The following is a 16,729-nucleotide window of genomic DNA, read 5'->3' as shown; positions in this document are numbered from 1 at the left end:
TGTGAGCAGTGATGAAGCCGGCCGTGTGCTTGTACTGCTGGATGGCTCGAGAATGAGCTATGCCGCGTTGAAGGCTGCGGCAGAGATTGCAGGGTCCACCGGTGCTGATGTGCTTGGCGTGTTTGTTGAGGAACTGAACCTGTTGCGAAGTGCAGGGTATGGGTTTGCTCGAGAGGTGGGGGCTTCGTCCGGCGTCAGCCGCCCCTTTGATCCGGCCGGCGTTGAGCAGCGAATGCAAAGGCTGGCCAGCCAGGCTCGGCGCGCTTTGGCTGGCGCTGTAGCGCCATATGGCGGCAAGCACACGCTCAGCATTGCCCGTGGCCATGTAATTGATGAAGTGCTGGCTCTGGCTGGGCCCCGGGATCTTCTGGTGCTTGGCCGAGTTGGTTGGTCCTCGGCGCCGGGGGCGCGCCTGGGGTCAACGGCCAAGGGGCTGGTTCGTCGTTCGCCGGGCAGGGTTCTGCTCTGGTGCGAACATCGCGTTTTGCCGCAGGGCCGGGTAGTGGTTTTTCTGAATGATCACAGGGAGGCCAACAGCCGAGCGGTTCAGGCAGCAGCTGAGGCTATTCGGTATTCCCATCGGCCGGTAACGATGTTGCTGGGGGCAGGACCGGATATTCCGCCCGAGGAGCGGCAACGCATACTTCTGGAGCTGGGTATTCCAGAGCGGGACTTTCGTGTACGGTCGCTGCCATCAACGGACCCAGTTACCGTAGCCGGTATTTTGCGCGAGGAGAAAGCCGTTCAGCTGGTGCTTAGCCGTGATTGTTCTTTGCTTCAGGAACCTGGCGCGGAGCGGTTGCTGGTGGCACTGAATCTTCCGGTGACTGTGACTCCCTGAATCCTCAAGCAATCTTGCGAGCGTCTTCCTTGCGCAGGATTTCCTCGACGTCTTCGGCAGAGAGGGTTTCGTGCTTCAATACGGCCGTGGCGAGCGCTTCCAGCTGGTTTCGGTGCTCGGTCAGGAAGTCCAGGGTAGCCCTCTCCAGCGCCAGCAGTTGGGACTGAATTTCCTCATCGATCATCTCGGCCATCTTTTCACTGAATTCCCTGGGCATGCCCATCTCCCGGCCAAGGAACACATGCTCTTCGCCAATGCTTAAGCCAAGGGGGCCGATTTTTTCACTCATACCCCACTGACCGACCATTTTGCGTACCAGAGCGGTGGCTTCCTTCAGGTCATTCTGGGCCCCGGTGCTGACTTCACCATAAATCAGCTTTTCCGAACAGCGGCCACCAAGCATCACCTTGATGCGATCCTTGAGGTAACTCTCGTTGTAGGTGTAGTGGTCTTCCCGAGGCGTTTGTTCGGTCACCCCCATGGCCATGCCGTGAGGGATGATCGTTAATTTGGTGAGTGGGTCGGCGTTGGGCATGTAATAGGCCATGATGGCGTGGCCGCACTCGTGGTAGGCAACCGCCTCCCGCTCCTTGGGCGTGAGCTTGGTGTCCCGTTCTTCGCCGAGAATGATTCTGTCCCTTGCCAGCTCAAAGCAATGGGCGTTCACCTCGTGCAGGTTTTCCCGGGCTGCCGTCAGCGCGGCTTCATTCACCAGGTTTTTCAGGTCCGCCCCGGAGAAACCGATCGTGCGCGCGGCCAGTTGATCCAGGTCGACATCATTCGCCAAGGGTACCTTTCGCACGTGAACGGCCAGGATGGCCGCGCGGGCCTCCTTGTGGGGGCGGTCGAGGGTGATCTTGCGGTCAAAACGGCCCGGGCGGAGCAGGGCACTGTCCAGAACGTCCGGCCGGTTGGTGGCAGCCAGTACCAGAACATTTTCGTGGGCCTCGAACCCGTCCATTTCCGTGAGGATCTGATTCAGGGTCTGCTCTCTTTCATCATGGCCACCACCCAGGCCCGCACCACGTGATCGGCCAATGGCATCCAGTTCGTCGATGAAAACCAGCGCCGGCGCGTCTTTCCGGGCTTCCTTGAACATGTCCCGAACCCGCGCGGCGCCAACACCCACGAACATCTCGATGAATTCCGAGGCGCTGATGCTGTAGAAGGGCACTTCGGCTTCGCCGGCGATGGCCCGGGCCAGCAGTGTCTTGCCGGTGCCGGGCGGGCCGACCAGAAGCACGCCCTTGGGCATGACAGCACCCAGTGCCCGGTATTTTTCGGGAGATTTCAGGAAATCGATGATCTCGGCAATTTCCCGCTTGGCGGATTCAATGCCGGCGACATCATCGAGTGTTGCCGTCGAGGTTTCCTTCCGGGCCCGTCTTGCCTTGGAACGGCTGAAATCAAACGGCCCACCACCCTGGGTCATCCGCTTCTGGGCGGCGCCCCAGAACCAGAACATCAGGGCCAGCAGAAGGATCCAGGGCAGGAAGCCGCGGATCATTTCCTGCCACCAGGGTAGGCCGGAGGGGGTGGCCCGGATTACAACTTCGTGCTCTTCCAGCAGGTTGAGCAGGGCGGGGTCTTCCATGGGCGGGCGGATGGTCTGGAACCCCGGGGTGCTGGTCCGTGCGGGGCTGTCAGAGCTGAAGTCTGCAGCACCGCTGTCGGTAAACAGACCGGTGATGGATTCTTCTTTCAGAGTGACTTCCGCCACCTGATTGTTCATCACAGCGGTCTTGAATTCGGAATAGGCCAGATCCTGAAGCCGGGGTTGTCCGCCGTCCTGAAGCCAGAGCACCATCAGGAAGATGGCGGCACTGAGCCACAGGAATGCAAACTGGTTCGGGATTGCCGGCTGTTGGTTCTGGTCCGGCTTCTGTTGCTGATTGTCTGGCCCACCCGGTGCTGTCATCTCGGTCTCCGGTCGCCCTCCATGATCTTTGCCACGAAGACGGATTTTCCGTAAGTCTCGAATGACCATTTCATGGTATCCGAGAGCACGTCCATTACCTCATCATAGTCGCCGAAAATCTCGGTGCTCATTCGCCCCGGGTAGACTTCCAGTCCGGTCTGCTCCAGGCGCGCGATCAGGTCTTTGATTGGCTGCTTGTACTCCTCTTTCAGGGGATAGCAGCTCAGCTGTACAGAAAGATACATAAAGCCTCCTTTCAGGTTAGTGACCCCGGTCAATTGCCCGTTAATAGCCCATGGCCGACGAAGTGCTCCTCCTCGGGTCCGCGCCACCATTTAGAACACCGTCTTCGTCAATCAGGATGCTCTGGATGGCGCCCATGGCTGATCCGCCTACCACCTTATGCCCGCGTTCCTCCAGCAGTCGAATGGTGTCCGGGCTGATGCCCTGTTCGATCCGGATTTCATCCGGCAGCCACTGGTGATGCATGCGGGGTGCGCTCACGGCGGTCTGAACGTTCATGCCATGATCAATCACATTGAGGATCACCTGCAAGGTGGTGGTAATGATCCGGGAGCCCCCGGGGCTGCCGGTAACCAGAACGTTCTTGCCATCCTTTTTCACGATGGTGGGCGACATGGAGCTCAGCATGCGCTTGCCGGGCTCAACCTTGTTGGCTTCGCCGCCGATCAGACCATAAGCGTTGGGTACACCGGGCTTGGCACTGAAGTCGTCCATTTCGTTGTTAAGCAGGAATCCGGCGCCTTCCACCGTAATGCCGGATCCGTAACTGAAATTGATGGTGTAGGTGTTTGATACCGCGTTGCCCCATTTATCCACCACGGAAAAATGGGTGGTTTCAGGGCTTTCCCAGACAGCCGGCTGGCCGGGATTGATGTCGCTGGCTGGTCGTGCCCTGTCCGGATTAATGCCTTTGCGGAGTTCGTCTGCGTAGCCTTTGCTGGTTAACCCCGCCAGTGGCACCTCCACATAATCGGTGTCGCCCAGGTATTTTGAACGGTCGGCGTAGGCCAGTTTCATGGCTTCGGCCATGTGATGAATCGCATCAGCGGAGTTGTGGCCAAACTCGGCCATCGGGAAGCCTTCCAGGATATTCAGGATCTGGACAATGTGGGTGCCACCGGAGGAGGGCGGCGACATGGAGAAAATATCGTACCCGCGATAGTTGCCGTAAACCGGCTCTCGGACTACCGGGCGGTAGTCTTTGAGGTCCTGGTGCGTGATCAGGCCGCCATTTCGTTCCATTTCGCTGGCAATCAGATCGGCCGTTTCGCCTTCGTAAAAGCCTTTCACGCCATTGTCGGCAATGCGCTGGAGTGTTGCCGCCAGTTCCGGCTGTCGAAAACGTTCTCCGGGCTGCCAGGCGCTGCCGTCTTCCTTATAAAAGGTGTCACGGGTGGCGGGCCATCGCTCGAGTCTCTCCCGGGCCTGCTCCAGACCTTCAGTAAAACGCTGGGGCACCACGAAACCCTCTTGGGCAAGCTTGATGGCTGGCGCCAGTGCCTGCTTGAGGGTAATGGTGCCGTGGCGCTCCAGCGCCAGTGCCAGGCCGGCAACCGTTCCTGGAACCCCTGCGGCCAGGTGGGTAAAACGACTGCGGTTCTTGACCACCTCGCCGGATTCGTCCTGGAACATGGTTTCTGTGGCGGCAGCTGGCGCTTTTTCCCGATAATCAATGGCTTCCGGATCTGAGCCGTCGCCCCTGGAAATCAGCATGAAACCGCCACCGCCAATGTTGCCGGAACGAGGCTGGGTGACAGCCAGTGCGAAACCGGCGGTAACGGCTGCATCGATTGCATTCCCGCCGTTTTTCAGCACTTCCAGAGCCACCTCGGTGGCCAGTGTATGACTGGTGGCAACCATGCCCTGGGTTGCGGTAACCGGGTGAAACCGTTCACCCTCGAGAATGGCCTGTCCGAAGGCCGGCGTGGTGGTAATTAAAAAGGCCAGGGCGGCCGCAATCGAAAGGCGGCCTGAGCGCCCCGTGGAGACGTTTTTGATTGTGCGTTGGTAGAGGCCTCTGTCCATATCTCCATTCCTCGTTTCTGGCGTTCAGATAGGCTATGATAGCCGGTCATTTTCATAGGTGCGTACCGTTAACCTGCCGTTAACGTCGGCGGTGATTCCCCGACGTACCTGCTTTCCCGGATTTCAGTTAAGGAAAGGCTTTCATGGAGCATACCTATCGTCTTGTGATTTCCTGCCCCGACCGGGTGGGAATTGTCGCCAAGGTGAGTAATTTTCTGTCTACATACAATGGCTGGATTACCGAGGCGAGTCACCATTCCGACACGCAAACCGGCTGGTTTTTCATGCGGCACGAGATCAAGGCCACCTCGATACCGTTTGGTCTTGACCAATTCCGGGCGGCGTTCGAGCCGATTGCCCGCGAATTCAACATGAACTGGCACATCGCCGATTCGGCCCAGCCGAAGAAAGTCATCCTGATGTGCAGCAAGGAATCCCACTGTGTGGCGGATCTTTTGCACCGCTGGCACAGCAAGGAGATCAACGCCGAGATAGTGGCGGTCATCTCCAACCATGACGACCTGCGCCGGATGGTGGAGTGGCACGAGATTCCGTATCACCACGTACCGGTCAGCAAGGAAAACAAGGCAGATGCCTTCGCCCATATTGATGAGCTGTTCCAGAAATACGAAGCCGATGTGGTGGTGCTGGCGCGCTACATGCAGATCCTTCCCGGCGAGCTCTGTGAGAAATACTCCGGCAAGGTGATCAACATCCATCACAGCTTCCTGCCGTCCTTCGCCGGTGCTCGCCCTTATCATCAGGCCTACAGTCGCGGTGTTAAGCTGATTGGTGCCACCTGCCACTACGTGACCCAGGACCTCGACGAGGGCCCGATCATCGAGCAGGACGTTATCCGGATCACCCACAGTGACTCCATCGAGGATATGGTCCGCCTCGGTAAGGATGTCGAGAAGAACGTGCTGGCCAGGGGCCTGCGTTCTCACATCGAGGATCGGGTGATCACCTACGAAAACAAGACAGTGGTGTTTGATTAAGGCTGCCTCACAGTTGCCCCGGAGAGGGTGCGACTGTGGTAGACTTGGCGGCTTGTTGAAGAATAACTATGGGGCCCGGAAACGGCCCTGATACGACTTCCAGATAACGCAAAGGAACCTTTCTCGATGGGTGAGTTAGCCAAAGAGATCCTGCCGGTCAATATTGAAGACGAGTTAAAACAGTCCTACCTCGATTACGCCATGAGCGTGATCGTCGGGCGGGCGCTTCCGGATGTGAGGGATGGCCTCAAGCCGGTTCACCGCCGTGTCCTGTTCGCCATGTCCGAACTGAACAACGACTGGAACAAGGCCTACAAGAAGTCCGCCCGTGTTGTGGGTGATGTTATCGGTAAATACCACCCCCACGGTGACTCTGCGGTATACGACACCATCGTTCGTATGGCCCAGCCATTCTCCCTGCGGTATCCGTTGGTGGATGGCCAGGGTAACTTCGGTTCCATCGACGGCGACAACGCGGCCGCCATGCGTTACACCGAGATCCGCATGGAGAAGATTGCCCACTCCCTGCTGGCGGATCTGGATAAGGAAACCGTCGATTTCGTTGATAACTACGACGGCACCGAGCGGATTCCCGAGGTTCTGCCTACCCGGGTTCCCAACCTGCTGGTGAACGGTTCCTCCGGTATCGCCGTTGGTATGGCCACTAATATTCCGCCGCACAATCTCACGGAAGTCGTGAATGGCTGTCTGGCGCTGATTGATAACCCGGATCTGACCATCGATGAACTGATGGAATACATCCCGGGCCCGGATTTCCCGACCCAGGGCATTATCAATGGCCGTGCCGGCATTGTTGAGGCCTACCGTACGGGTCGTGGCCGCATTTACATCCGCGCCCGTCACGAGATCGAGCACGACAACAAGACCAACCGCGATGCCATCATCATCACCGAGCTGCCGTATCAGCTGAACAAGGCCCGCCTGATCGAGAAGATCGCCGAGCTGGTGAAAGAGAAGCGTCTTGAAGGTATCTCCGAGCTACGGGATGAGTCCAACAAGGAAGGTATCCGGGTGGTGATCGAGCTGCGTCGGGGTGAGAACCCGGATGTTGTGGTCAACAACCTGTTTGCCCAGACCCAGCTTGAGACTGTATTCGGCATCAACATGGTTGGCCTGATCAACGGTGAGCCGAAGACCCTGAACCTGAAGCAGTTGCTGGATGCGTTCGTTCGTCACCGTCGTGAAGTGGTGACCCGCCGGACCATTTACGAACTGCGCAAGGCCCGTGAGCGCGGCCATATTCTGGAAGGCCTGACCGTTGCCCTGGCCAACATCGACGAGATTATCGAGCTGATCAAGGCCTCGCCGTCTGCCGCCGAAGCCAAGGAAAAGCTGGTTGCCAAGGGCTGGTCCCCGGGCGATGTGATGGCCATGCTGGAGCGTGCCGGCCAGGACGCCTGCCGTCCGGATGACCTGCCGGAAATCTATGGCCTGCGTGAGGGGCTGTATCATCTTTCTCCGGAACAGGCCCAGGCGATTCTGGATCTGCGCCTGCACCGTCTGACCGGCCTCGAGACCGAGAAGCTGCAGAACGAGTACAAGGAAATTCTCGAGAAGATCGCCGATTTGCTCGATATTCTGGGCGACCCCGAGCGCCTGCTCCAGGTCATCCGGGAAGAGCTGGAAGCGATCGTCAGCGAATTTGGTGACGAGCGTCGTACCGAAATCACCAGCTCCCGTCGCGACCTGACCATCGCCGACCTGATTGACGAAGAAGATCTTGTGGTGACCATTTCCCACAGCGGTTATGCCAAGACCCAGGCCGTTGAAGACTATCAGGCTCAGCGCCGTGGTGGTCGCGGCAAGGCAGCCACCTCCATGAAGGACGAAGATTTCGTCGAGAAGCTGCTGGTGGCCAACTCCCACGATACGATTTTGTGTTTCTCCAACCGTGGCAAGGTCTACTGGCTGCGGGTGTTCGAGATTCCACGCGCCAGTCGGGCATCTCGCGGTCGGCCCATGGTGAATATCCTGCCGCTGGAGGAAGGTGAGCGTATCACCACATTCCTGCCGGTTCGTGATTATCCGGAGGACCAGTTCGTCCTGATGGCCACCTCTGCCGGTGTGGTCAAGAAGACGCCGTTGCCGAACTTCTCGCGTCCGCGCAGCACCGGTCTGATTGCCCTGTCTCTGGACGAAGGCGATACCCTGATCGGCGCGGCCATTACCAAGGGTGATGCCGAGGTCATGCTGTTCTCGACTGCCGGCAAGGCGGTGCGCTTTAACGAGGAAGCTGTTCGCCCGATGAGCCGGACCGCCCGTGGTGTTCGCGGTATCAAGATGCCGGAAGGTCACCATGTGGTGTCGCTGATTATTCCGCAGGAAGGAGGGGTTATCCTGACCGCCTCGGAAAACGGCTACGGCAAGCGGACCGCCATTGACGAGTTCCCGACCTACAGCCGGGGCAGTCAGGGCGTTATTGCGATGCAGTGCTCCGAGCGTAACGGTAACCTGGTAACGGCCCTGCAGCTGTTTGAAGGCGACGAGATGATGCTCATCTCTGACAAGGGCACGCTGGTTCGTACCCGGACAGACGAAGTGTCGGTTCTGAGCCGGAATACCCAGGGTGTTCGCCTGATCAAGCTGAGCCAGGAAGACGAGCGCCTGGTGGGCGTTGAGCGGATCGCGGAAACCGACGACGAAGAGCTCGACAGCGAAGGCAATCCGATTGTTGCCGACGATAGCCCGCAAGAAGGTGACGAAGGCGAGAGTGCCGGCGAAGAATAAGCCGGCACTTGCCACAGACAGATTCAGTAAGACTTGAGAGAAAGCAGCAACATGAGCAGGGCGTATAACTTTTGTGCAGGTCCGGCCACCTTGCCGGAAAGCGTGCTTCGTCAGGCGCGGGATGAAATGCTCGACTGGCGCGGTACCGGCATGTCGGTGATGGAAATGAGCCATCGCAGCGACGAGTTTGTCCAGATTGCCGAGACTGCTGAACAAGATCTGCGTGAACTGGCCGGCGTGTCTGACGACTACGCCGTTCTGTTCATGCAGGGCGGGGCGTCCAGCCAGTTTTCCACCATTCCCCTGAATCTGCTGGGCGAAAAAGGCTCCGCTGACTACGTGAACACCGGCATCTGGTCCAAAAAGGCCATTGCCGAGGCCAGTCGCTATGGCAAAGTGAACGTAGTGGCCAGTTCGGAAGACAGTGGCTTTACAACGATTCCGGACCAGACATCCTGGCAGAGCAGTGCCGATGCGGCCTACCTGCACTACACGCCGAATGAAACCATTGGCGGTCTGGAATTCGATTTTGTTCCGGACAGCCCTGCGGTTCCACTGGTGGCGGATATGTCTTCCACAATGCTTTCGCGCCCGGTGGATGTGTCGAAATTCGGCCTGATCTATGCCGGCGCCCAGAAGAATATCGGTCCCTCGGGTCTGGTGGTGGTAATTATTCGCAAGGATCTCCTGGGCAGGGCCCGCAAGGAGACACCGACCATGATGAACTACCAGGTGATCGCGGATAACGGTTCCATGTACAACACCCCGGCGACTTACTCATGGTACCTGGCCGGCCTGGTATTCAAGTGGCTTAAAGAGCAGGGCGGTGTGAAGGCGATGGGTGAGATCAACCTGCGCAAAGCCCGCAAGCTCTATGACTTTATCGATACCAATGAGTTTTACGCCAACCCGATTGACCCGCGCTTCCGGTCCTGGATGAACGTTCCATTCACCCTGGCTGATGACGCCCTGAATGGTGAGTTCCTCAAGGGAGCGAATGCCCGTGGCCTGTTGAACCTGGCCGGACATCGCTCGGTTGGCGGTATGCGTGCGAGCATCTATAACGCGATGCCCGAAGCCGGTGTCGATGCGCTGATTAACTACATGACCGAATTTGCGAAGGAGCGTGGCTGATCATGAGTGACGAGCAGGTTCGGCTCGGAGAGCTGCGGGACGAGATCGATCAGATTGATCAGAAGATCATGGAGCTTATCAGTGCCAGGGCCGCCTGTGCCCAGGAAGTGGCCCATGTGAAGATGACCGCCAATCCGGGACAGGACGTCTTTTTCTACCGCCCGGAGCGGGAAGCCCAGGTACTTCGGCGCATCAAGGAGCAGAATCCGGGGCCGCTTTCCGGTGAGGAAATGGCGCGTCTGTTCCGGGAAATCATGTCCGCCTGTCTGGCGCTTGAAAAGCCCATGCACATTGCCTTCCTAGGGCCCATTGGCACCTTTACCCAGGCGGCAGCGCTCAAGCATTTCGGTCACTCGGTGGTCAGCGTGCCACTGCCGGCTATCGACGCGGTGTTCCGGGAGGTTGAATCGGGAGCAGCGCATTACGGTGTGGTACCGGTCGAAAACTCCACCGAGGGAATGATCAACCATACCCTGGATATGTTTATGTCCTCGCCGCTCAAGATCTGCGGTGAGGTTCAACTGCGGATCCACCATCATCTACTGGTGTCTCCTAAGCACGGCGACCAGGAAATAACCCGGATTTATTCCCATCAACAGTCCTTTGCCCAGTGCCGGCAGTGGCTGGATACCCATCGCTACGGTATTGAGCGGGTTACCGTTTCCAGTAATGCGGAAGCCGCCCGGCGTGCCGCCGAGGAGCCGGGAACAGCAGCCATTGCCGGAGATATGGCGGCTGAGCTCTATGGTCTGCAAAAGCTGGCAAACAGCATCGAGGATCGACCGGACAATACCACCCGATTCCTGATTATTGGGCGTGAGGAGGTGCCGGCCAGCGGTCACGACAAGTCGTCCATTCTGGTGTCCATGCGCAACAAGCCGGGGGCGCTGTATCAACTCCTTGAACCGTTCCATCGCCACGGCCTCAGCCTCACCAGGATCGAAACGCGGCCGTCGCCGAGCGGTACCTGGGCCTATGTGTTCTATATCGATTTCGAGGGACACATGGAAGACGAGCAGGTCCGGAAGGTGCTGGCTGAAGTGGATGAAGAGGCGGTTGAGCTCAAGCGTCTGGGCTCCTACCCGATTGGCGTGCTTTGAGTAGTTGCAACAGCCTTTTTGAGCAAAGAATGTCGAGGACAATGTATGGCGATTGATTACCAGAGTCTGGCGGTTCGCGGCGTGCAGGCGCTCTCACCCTACCAGCCTGGCAAGCCGATCGAAGAGCTGGCAAGGGAACTGGGTCTCAACCCGGCGGAAATCATCAAGCTTGCCAGCAATGAGAACCCGCTCGGGCCCAGCGAGAAAGCCCTTGAGGCGGCGCGGCAGGCGTTGTCGGAACTTTGTCTGTACCCCGACGGTAACGGATTCAACCTGAAACAGGCGTTGTCGAAGCGTCTCAACGTTGGAATGGATCAGATTACCCTTGGCAACGGCTCGAACGACGTTCTCGAAGTGATCACCCGCTGTTTCGCGGATGCTGATTCCGAAGTTGTTTTCTCCCAGTACGCATTCGCCGTTTATCCTCTGGTGACCCAGGCTATCGGCGCCAAGGGCGTTTCTGTGCCTGCCCGGGAATGGGGGCACGACCTGGATGCGATGGCCGAGGCGGTCACCGATCGTACTCGCCTCGTGTTTGTCGCTAACCCAAACAACCCCACGGGTACGGTTCACACAGCGGAAGCCATTGAGTCGTTCCTGAAAAAGATTCCCGAGAACGTACTTGTGGTCCTGGATGAGGCCTACTGCGAATACCTGACGGGTGATCAATACCCGGATGGCGTCGAACTGTTGGACCGCTTCCCGAATCTCATCGTTTGCCGCACGTTTTCCAAGGCCTGGGGGTTGGCCGCACTCAGGGTGGGGTACAGCATCTCTTCACCGGCCATTGCCGACATTCTCAATCGGGTGCGCCAGCCGTTTAACGTGGATACCGTTGCCCTGTCCGCAGCCACGGCTGTGCTTGAAGACGAGGAATATCTCCAGCGTTCCCGCGATGTGAATACAGCCGGTCTGCGTCAGTTGCAGGACGCATTCGACCGGATGGGACTCAGCTACATACCGTCGGCCGGGAATTTCGTGGCCGTGGAAGTGGGAGAGCAGGCCATGGGCGTGTACCAGTCTCTGCTCGCTCACGGCGTGATTGTCCGGCCCATCGCGGGCTATGGCATGCCCCGGCATCTGCGGGTGTCTGTCGGCCTTCCGGAAGAGAACGAGCGCTTTATCGAGGCGCTGGCCCAGGCCCTGACCGCATCGGGGCTAAGCGACTGATATGGTGTCTTCCGAGCCTTTGTTCAAGCGGGTCGCGGTGATTGGTCTGGGGCTGATTGGTGGCTCCCTGGCCAGTGCTATCCGTCGCAACGGGCTGGCCGACACGGTCGTTGGCGCGGACCAGCGTCATGAGGAACTGCAGCTTGGCAAAGAGCTGGGCGTGATCGATCAGGCGGCCACGGCGGTGTCTGATGCCGTGCGGGGTGCCGATCTGGTTGTGCTGGCTGTACCAGTCAGGGCAACCCGTGCGGTTCTTGAGCAGATTCGTCCCGCATTGGAACCGGACGCCATACTGACCGACGTGGGTAGCACGAAGTCCAGCTTCGTGAATGATGTTGAGGCTGTGTTCGGCAGTCTTACGCCCCGGGTCATTCCCGGCCATCCGATTGCTGGCTCCGAGAAAAGTGGCATTCGGGCGGCGAACCCCGAGTTGTTTGCCAACCACAAGGTGATTCTTACTCCGCCTGAAGACGTAAGTCAGCCGCATCTTGCCCGGCTCAGGGCCTTATGGGAGGGCTGCGGGGCCACGGTGCTGACCATGTCGGTGGCGTATCACGACGAGGTGCTGGCAGCCACCAGCCACCTGCCGCACCTTATCGCTTTCTCCCTGGTGGATACCCTGGCGGGAGAAGACGAAAATATGGATATCTTCCGGTACGCCGCTGGAGGCTTCAGGGACTTTACCCGGATTGCCGCCAGCGATCCGGTGATGTGGCACGATATCTTTCTGTCGAACCGCGATGCGGTTCTTCGCGTGATTGACCACTTTACCCACGACCTCGAACAACTGCGCACTGCCATTGCCAATCAGGACAGCGCCACGTTGTTGCGGGTTTTCAGTCGCGCCAAGGCGGCGCGTGAACATTTTTCGAAGATGCTCTCAGGACAGGCTTACGTGACAAACAACAGTGAAAAGCAGGTGACGTTCCGTCTTCAGCCCGGTGGCGCGATTACCGGTGATATCCGGGTTCCGGGCGACAAGTCGATGTCGCACCGTTCGATCATGCTGGGCGCCCTCGCGGATGGCGTAACCGAAGTGAAAGGATTTCTGGAAGGCGAGGACAGCCTGGCCACGCTTCAGGCGTTCCGCGACATGGGCGTGACCATCGAAGGCCCGGACGACGGTTTCGTACGAATTCACGGCGTTGGCATGCACGGCCTCCAGGGCCCAAGGGGGCCGCTGTATCTGGGTAACTCGGGAACCGCCATGCGGCTGTTTGCCGGCTTGCTGGCAGCCCAGCCCTTTGATTCCGAGCTGACCGGGGATGCGAGCCTCTCTGGCCGCCCGATGGGGCGCGTTGCCGATCCGCTCAGGGCCATGGGTGCGGTGATCGATACCGCAGAGGGTGGTCGCCCGCCGCTGAAAATCCGTGGCGGCCAGACGTTGCAGGGAATCCACTACGAAATGCCAGTAGCCAGTGCCCAGGTGAAGTCATGTCTCCTGCTGGCCGGTCTTTATGCCGAGGGCAGTACATCGGTCACCGAGCCTGCTCCCACGCGCGATCACACCGAGCGCATGCTGGCGGGCTTTGGCTACCACGTTCACCGGGACGGTGCGACGGCCAGCGTCAGTGGTGGCGGTAAACTGACGGCAACCAACATTGATGTGCCTGCCGATATTTCTTCATCGGCGTTTTTCCTGGTAGCGGCGAGCATCGCTCCGGGCTCTGATCTGGTCCTGCGGCATGTTGGCATGAATCCGACTCGGGTCGGTGTGATCAACATCCTGAATCAGATGGGTGCCAACATCGAGATTCTGGACGAGCGCGAAATCGGTGGCGAGCCGGTTGCTGACCTGCGGGTCCGCTCAGCGGAGCTGCAGGGAATCGATATTCCGGAAGATCAGGTGCCCCTGGCCATTGACGAATTCCCGGTGCTGTTCATTGCCGCCACCTGCGCCAAAGGGCGCACGGTTCTGCGGGGCGCGGAGGAGCTTCGGGTCAAGGAAAGCGACCGCATTCAGGTAATGGCCGATGGCCTGGCTGCCCTGGGTGTGGAAACCACCGTAACCCCGGATGGCATCATCATTGATGGCGGGCAGACCATCGGTGGCGGTACCGTGAACAGCCACGGAGACCACCGTATTGCCATGTCTTTTGCAGTGGCATCGCTGCGCGCCGCGGGAGAGATCACAGTCACTGATTGTGCGAATGTGGCTACCTCTTTCCCGGGATTTGTGGAACTTGCGCAGGGAACGGGGATCAATATCTCAGCCGAGGGGGCTGAATAATGGTTGAAAGCAGTGCGCCGGTGATCACTGTTGATGGTCCTGGAGGTTCGGGTAAAGGCACGATCACCCAGATGCTGGCCCGAAAGCTTGGCTGGCACTTGCTTGACAGTGGTGCCTTGTACCGGCTGACGGCCCTGGCGGCGGTACGTCAGGGTGTGTCTCTGGATGACGAGGCTGGCCTGGTAAAGGTCGCCGCTGGACTCGATGTGTCGTTTGAGCCCACGCCTGCAGGCGAGCCGGTCAAGGTTATTCTGGCAGGGCAGGATGTGACCGCAGATATACGTACAGAATCGGCTGGCGATAATGCCTCGAAGGTGGCCGTGATTCAGTCGGTCCGGGACGCTCTTTTGCAGCGCCAGCGCGACTTCCGGCAAACGCCAGGCCTGGTGGCCGATGGTCGCGACATGGGGACGGTGGTGTTTCCGGATGCCCCGGTAAAAATCTTCCTGACGGCAAGCGCCGAGGAGAGGGCCCAGCGGCGCTATAGCCAGTTGAAGGACGCGGGTGTCGATGTTAATATTGACGCCCTTTTAGAGGAGATACGGGTTCGCGATGAACGGGATATGAACCGTTCCGCAGCCCCTCTCAAGCCCGCGGATGATGCGCAAGTCATTGATTCTACGGGGTTGAGTATAGAAGAGGTGTTGGACAGGTGTATGGCCGCAGCTGGTCAGGCCTGACTACACCTTTTTGTCGTTGAAATGCCGGATGTAGCGCTATCTGCCAGCCACAGGCTTAGTCCGGAACTTGTTAACAGACCGTGTTGCTGGTGGCACGGAGTACACTTGCGTTGATCATATAGGACTCATAATGAGCGAGAGCTTTGCGGATCTTTTTGAAGAAAGCCTGAAAGAAATTGACATGCAGCCAGGTTCCATCGTCCAGGGAACCGTTGTAGACGTCGATAACGACTGGGTCACCGTTAACGCCGGACTGAAGTCTGAAGGCGTTATCCCCGCCTCCCAGTTCCTTAACGAAAAAGGCGAGTTGGAAATTGCTATCGGCGACGTTGTCGATGTAGCTCTCGACGCTGTGGAAGACGGCTTCGGTGAGACCCGTCTGTCCCGTGAAAAGGCCAAGCGTGCAGAAGCCTGGAAGGTACTCGAGAAGTCCTTCGAAGCTGAGGAAGTGGTTAAAGGTATTATCAACGGTAAGGTCAAGGGTGGTTTCACCGTCGATCTGGCCGGTATTCGTGCCTTCCTGCCTGGCTCGCTGGTAGACGTTCGCCCGGTTCGCGATACCGCGCACCTGGAGAACAAAGAACTCGAATTCAAGGTTATCAAGCTCGACCAGAAGCGTAACAACGTGGTTGTTTCCCGCCGCGCCGTTCTGGAAGCTGAGAACAGTGCCGAGCGTGAAGCTCTGCTGGAAACCCTGACCGAGGGTATGGAAATCAAGGGTATCGTCAAGAACCTGACTGACTACGGCGCGTTCGTAGACCTGGGTGGTGTTGACGGCCTGCTGCACATTACCGATATGGCCTGGAAGCGCATCAAGCATCCGAGCGAAATCGTGAATGTTGGCGACGAAATCAGCGTCAAGGTCCTGAAGTTCGACCGTGAGCGTAACCGTGTTTCCCTCGGCCTCAAGCAGCTGGGCGAAGATCCCTGGGTTGATATCAAGGGTCGTTACCCGGAAGGTTCCAAGGTCAAGGCACGCGTTACCAACCTGACCGACTACGGCTGCTTTGCTGAGCTGGAAGAGGGTGTTGAAGGTCTGGTTCACGTTTCCGAAATGGATTGGACCAACAAGAACATCCATCCGTCCAAGGTTGTCCAGGTAGGCGACGAAGTGGACGTGATGATTCTGGACATCGACGAAGAGCGTCGTCGTATCTCCCTGGGTATCAAGCAGTGTGTATCCAACCCGTGGGAAGATTTCTCCAGCAACTTCAACAAGGGCGATCGCATCTCCGGTAAGATCAAGTCAATCACTGACTTCGGTATCTTTATCGGTCTGGATGGCGGCATCGACGGTCTGGTTCACTTGTCTGATATCAGCTGGAACGAGACTGGCGAAGAAGCGGTTCGTGAATACAAGAAGGGTGACGAAGTTGAAACCGTTATCCTGTCTGTTGATCCGGAGCGTGAGCGTATCTCCCTGGGTATCAAGCAGCTCGAGAGCGATCCGTTCGCCGAGTTCGTACAGCTGAACGACAAGGGCTCCATTGTTAAGGGCACCGTGTCTGCTGTAGATGCCAAGGCGGCTACCATCGCCCTGAACGACGAAGTTGAAGCGGTACTGAAAGCCTCTGAAATCAGCCGTGACCGTGTTGAAGATGCACGCAATGCGCTGAAGGAAGGCGAAGAAGTTGAAGCGAAGATCATCAGCATCGATCGCAAAAACCGCATCATCAACCTGTCTGTGAAGTCCAAAGACGTTGAGGACGACAAGCAGGCTCTGGAAAACGTGCGGACCAAGACTGCCGAAACTTCTTCTGGTGCGACCACCATCGGTGATCTCATCAAGGAGCAGATGCAGCAGCAAAACGCCAACAAGGACTAATCGTCCGGTTGGTATGAAAAAAACGGGCTCTAAGAG

12 protein-coding genes are annotated in these 16,729 nt (G+C 58.2%); 9 read left to right on the top strand and 3 right to left on the bottom strand.

Annotated features, from left to right (window positions below; translation table 11 throughout):
• Nucleotide 1: 1 nt before the first annotated feature.
• Nucleotides 2-841, top strand: coding sequence for a universal stress protein (locus tag WA411_RS13040; protein ID WP_291907777.1), 840 nt, complete (start codon nucleotides 2-4; stop codon nucleotides 839-841).
• 4 nt (nucleotides 842-845) lie between these two features.
• Here WA411_RS13040 and ftsH read toward each other — a convergent pair whose 3' ends face one another.
• The 3 genes from ftsH to ggt are packed head-to-tail and all read right to left on the bottom strand — an operon-like array spanning nucleotide 846 to nucleotide 4,808.
• Nucleotides 846-2,759 carry an ATP-dependent zinc metalloprotease FtsH gene (ftsH, locus tag WA411_RS13035; RefSeq protein WP_291907775.1) on the bottom strand — a complete coding sequence of 638 codons (1,914 nt, stop codon included), beginning with the start codon at nucleotides 2,757-2,759 and terminating at the stop codon, nucleotides 846-848.
• Entirely contained in the window at nucleotides 2,756-3,004 is a 249-nt protein-coding gene (locus tag WA411_RS13030) for a YkoF family thiamine/hydroxymethylpyrimidine-binding protein (protein ID WP_136629726.1), read from the bottom strand. Before WA411_RS13030 ends, ftsH begins: the two co-directional genes overlap by 4 nt.
• A 40-nt stretch (nucleotides 3,005-3,044) precedes the next feature.
• Nucleotides 3,045-4,808 (bottom strand): gamma-glutamyltransferase, encoded by a 1,764-nt coding sequence (ggt, locus tag WA411_RS13025; RefSeq protein ID WP_291907773.1) that lies wholly within the window; start codon nucleotides 4,806-4,808, stop codon nucleotides 3,045-3,047.
• 143 nt (nucleotides 4,809-4,951) lie between these two features.
• Here ggt and purU point away from each other — a divergent pair, with 143 nt between their 5' ends.
• The 8 genes from purU (at nucleotide 4,952) to rpsA (ending at nucleotide 16,693) form a co-directional block, all read left to right on the top strand.
• Nucleotides 4,952-5,806, top strand: a complete 855-nt coding sequence (purU, locus tag WA411_RS13020; RefSeq protein ID WP_069184603.1) for a formyltetrahydrofolate deformylase — start codon at nucleotides 4,952-4,954, stop codon at nucleotides 5,804-5,806.
• Between the two features lie 126 nt (nucleotides 5,807-5,932).
• Nucleotides 5,933-8,554, top strand: coding sequence for a DNA gyrase subunit A (gyrA, locus tag WA411_RS13015; RefSeq protein ID WP_291907772.1), 2,622 nt, complete (start codon nucleotides 5,933-5,935; stop codon nucleotides 8,552-8,554).
• A 51-nt stretch (nucleotides 8,555-8,605) separates the two neighbouring features.
• A complete protein-coding gene (gene serC, locus WA411_RS13010; protein ID WP_291907771.1) occupies nucleotides 8,606-9,688 on the top strand; it encodes a 3-phosphoserine/phosphohydroxythreonine transaminase in 1,083 nt (360 codons plus the stop codon).
• A gap of 2 nt (nucleotides 9,689-9,690) precedes the next feature.
• The gene (pheA, locus tag WA411_RS13005; RefSeq protein WP_069184606.1) at nucleotides 9,691-10,788 is read left to right on the top strand and encodes a prephenate dehydratase; all 1,098 of its coding nucleotides are present in this window, start codon (nucleotides 9,691-9,693) and stop codon (nucleotides 10,786-10,788) included.
• Between the two features lie 45 nt (nucleotides 10,789-10,833).
• Nucleotides 10,834-11,958 (top strand): histidinol-phosphate transaminase, encoded by a 1,125-nt coding sequence (gene hisC / locus WA411_RS13000; RefSeq protein WP_222464275.1) that lies wholly within the window; start codon nucleotides 10,834-10,836, stop codon nucleotides 11,956-11,958.
• A gap of 1 nt (nucleotide 11,959) precedes the next feature.
• Nucleotides 11,960-14,188, top strand: coding sequence for a bifunctional prephenate dehydrogenase/3-phosphoshikimate 1-carboxyvinyltransferase (locus tag WA411_RS12995; protein ID WP_291907767.1), 2,229 nt, complete (start codon nucleotides 11,960-11,962; stop codon nucleotides 14,186-14,188).
• Nucleotides 14,188-14,868 (top strand): (d)CMP kinase, encoded by a 681-nt coding sequence (cmk, locus tag WA411_RS12990; protein ID WP_136629720.1) that lies wholly within the window; start codon nucleotides 14,188-14,190, stop codon nucleotides 14,866-14,868. The genes WA411_RS12995 and cmk overlap by 1 nt, the downstream gene beginning before the upstream one ends.
• A 130-nt stretch (nucleotides 14,869-14,998) precedes the next feature.
• On the top strand, nucleotides 14,999-16,693 hold the full coding sequence (gene rpsA, locus WA411_RS12985) for a 30S ribosomal protein S1 (protein ID WP_014576794.1): 1,695 nt from the start codon (nucleotides 14,999-15,001) through the stop codon (nucleotides 16,691-16,693).
• Nucleotides 16,694-16,729: the final 36 nt, after the last annotated feature.

It is taken from the genome of Marinobacter sp. CH_CUG1437-1 (assembly GCF_037029655.1).
In the GTDB taxonomy this organism is placed as follows: domain Bacteria; phylum Pseudomonadota; class Gammaproteobacteria; order Pseudomonadales; family Oleiphilaceae; genus Marinobacter; species Marinobacter salsuginis.
The sequence above is the reverse complement of the archived record's forward strand: the minus strand, read 5'-3'. Positions and strand labels throughout refer to the sequence as shown.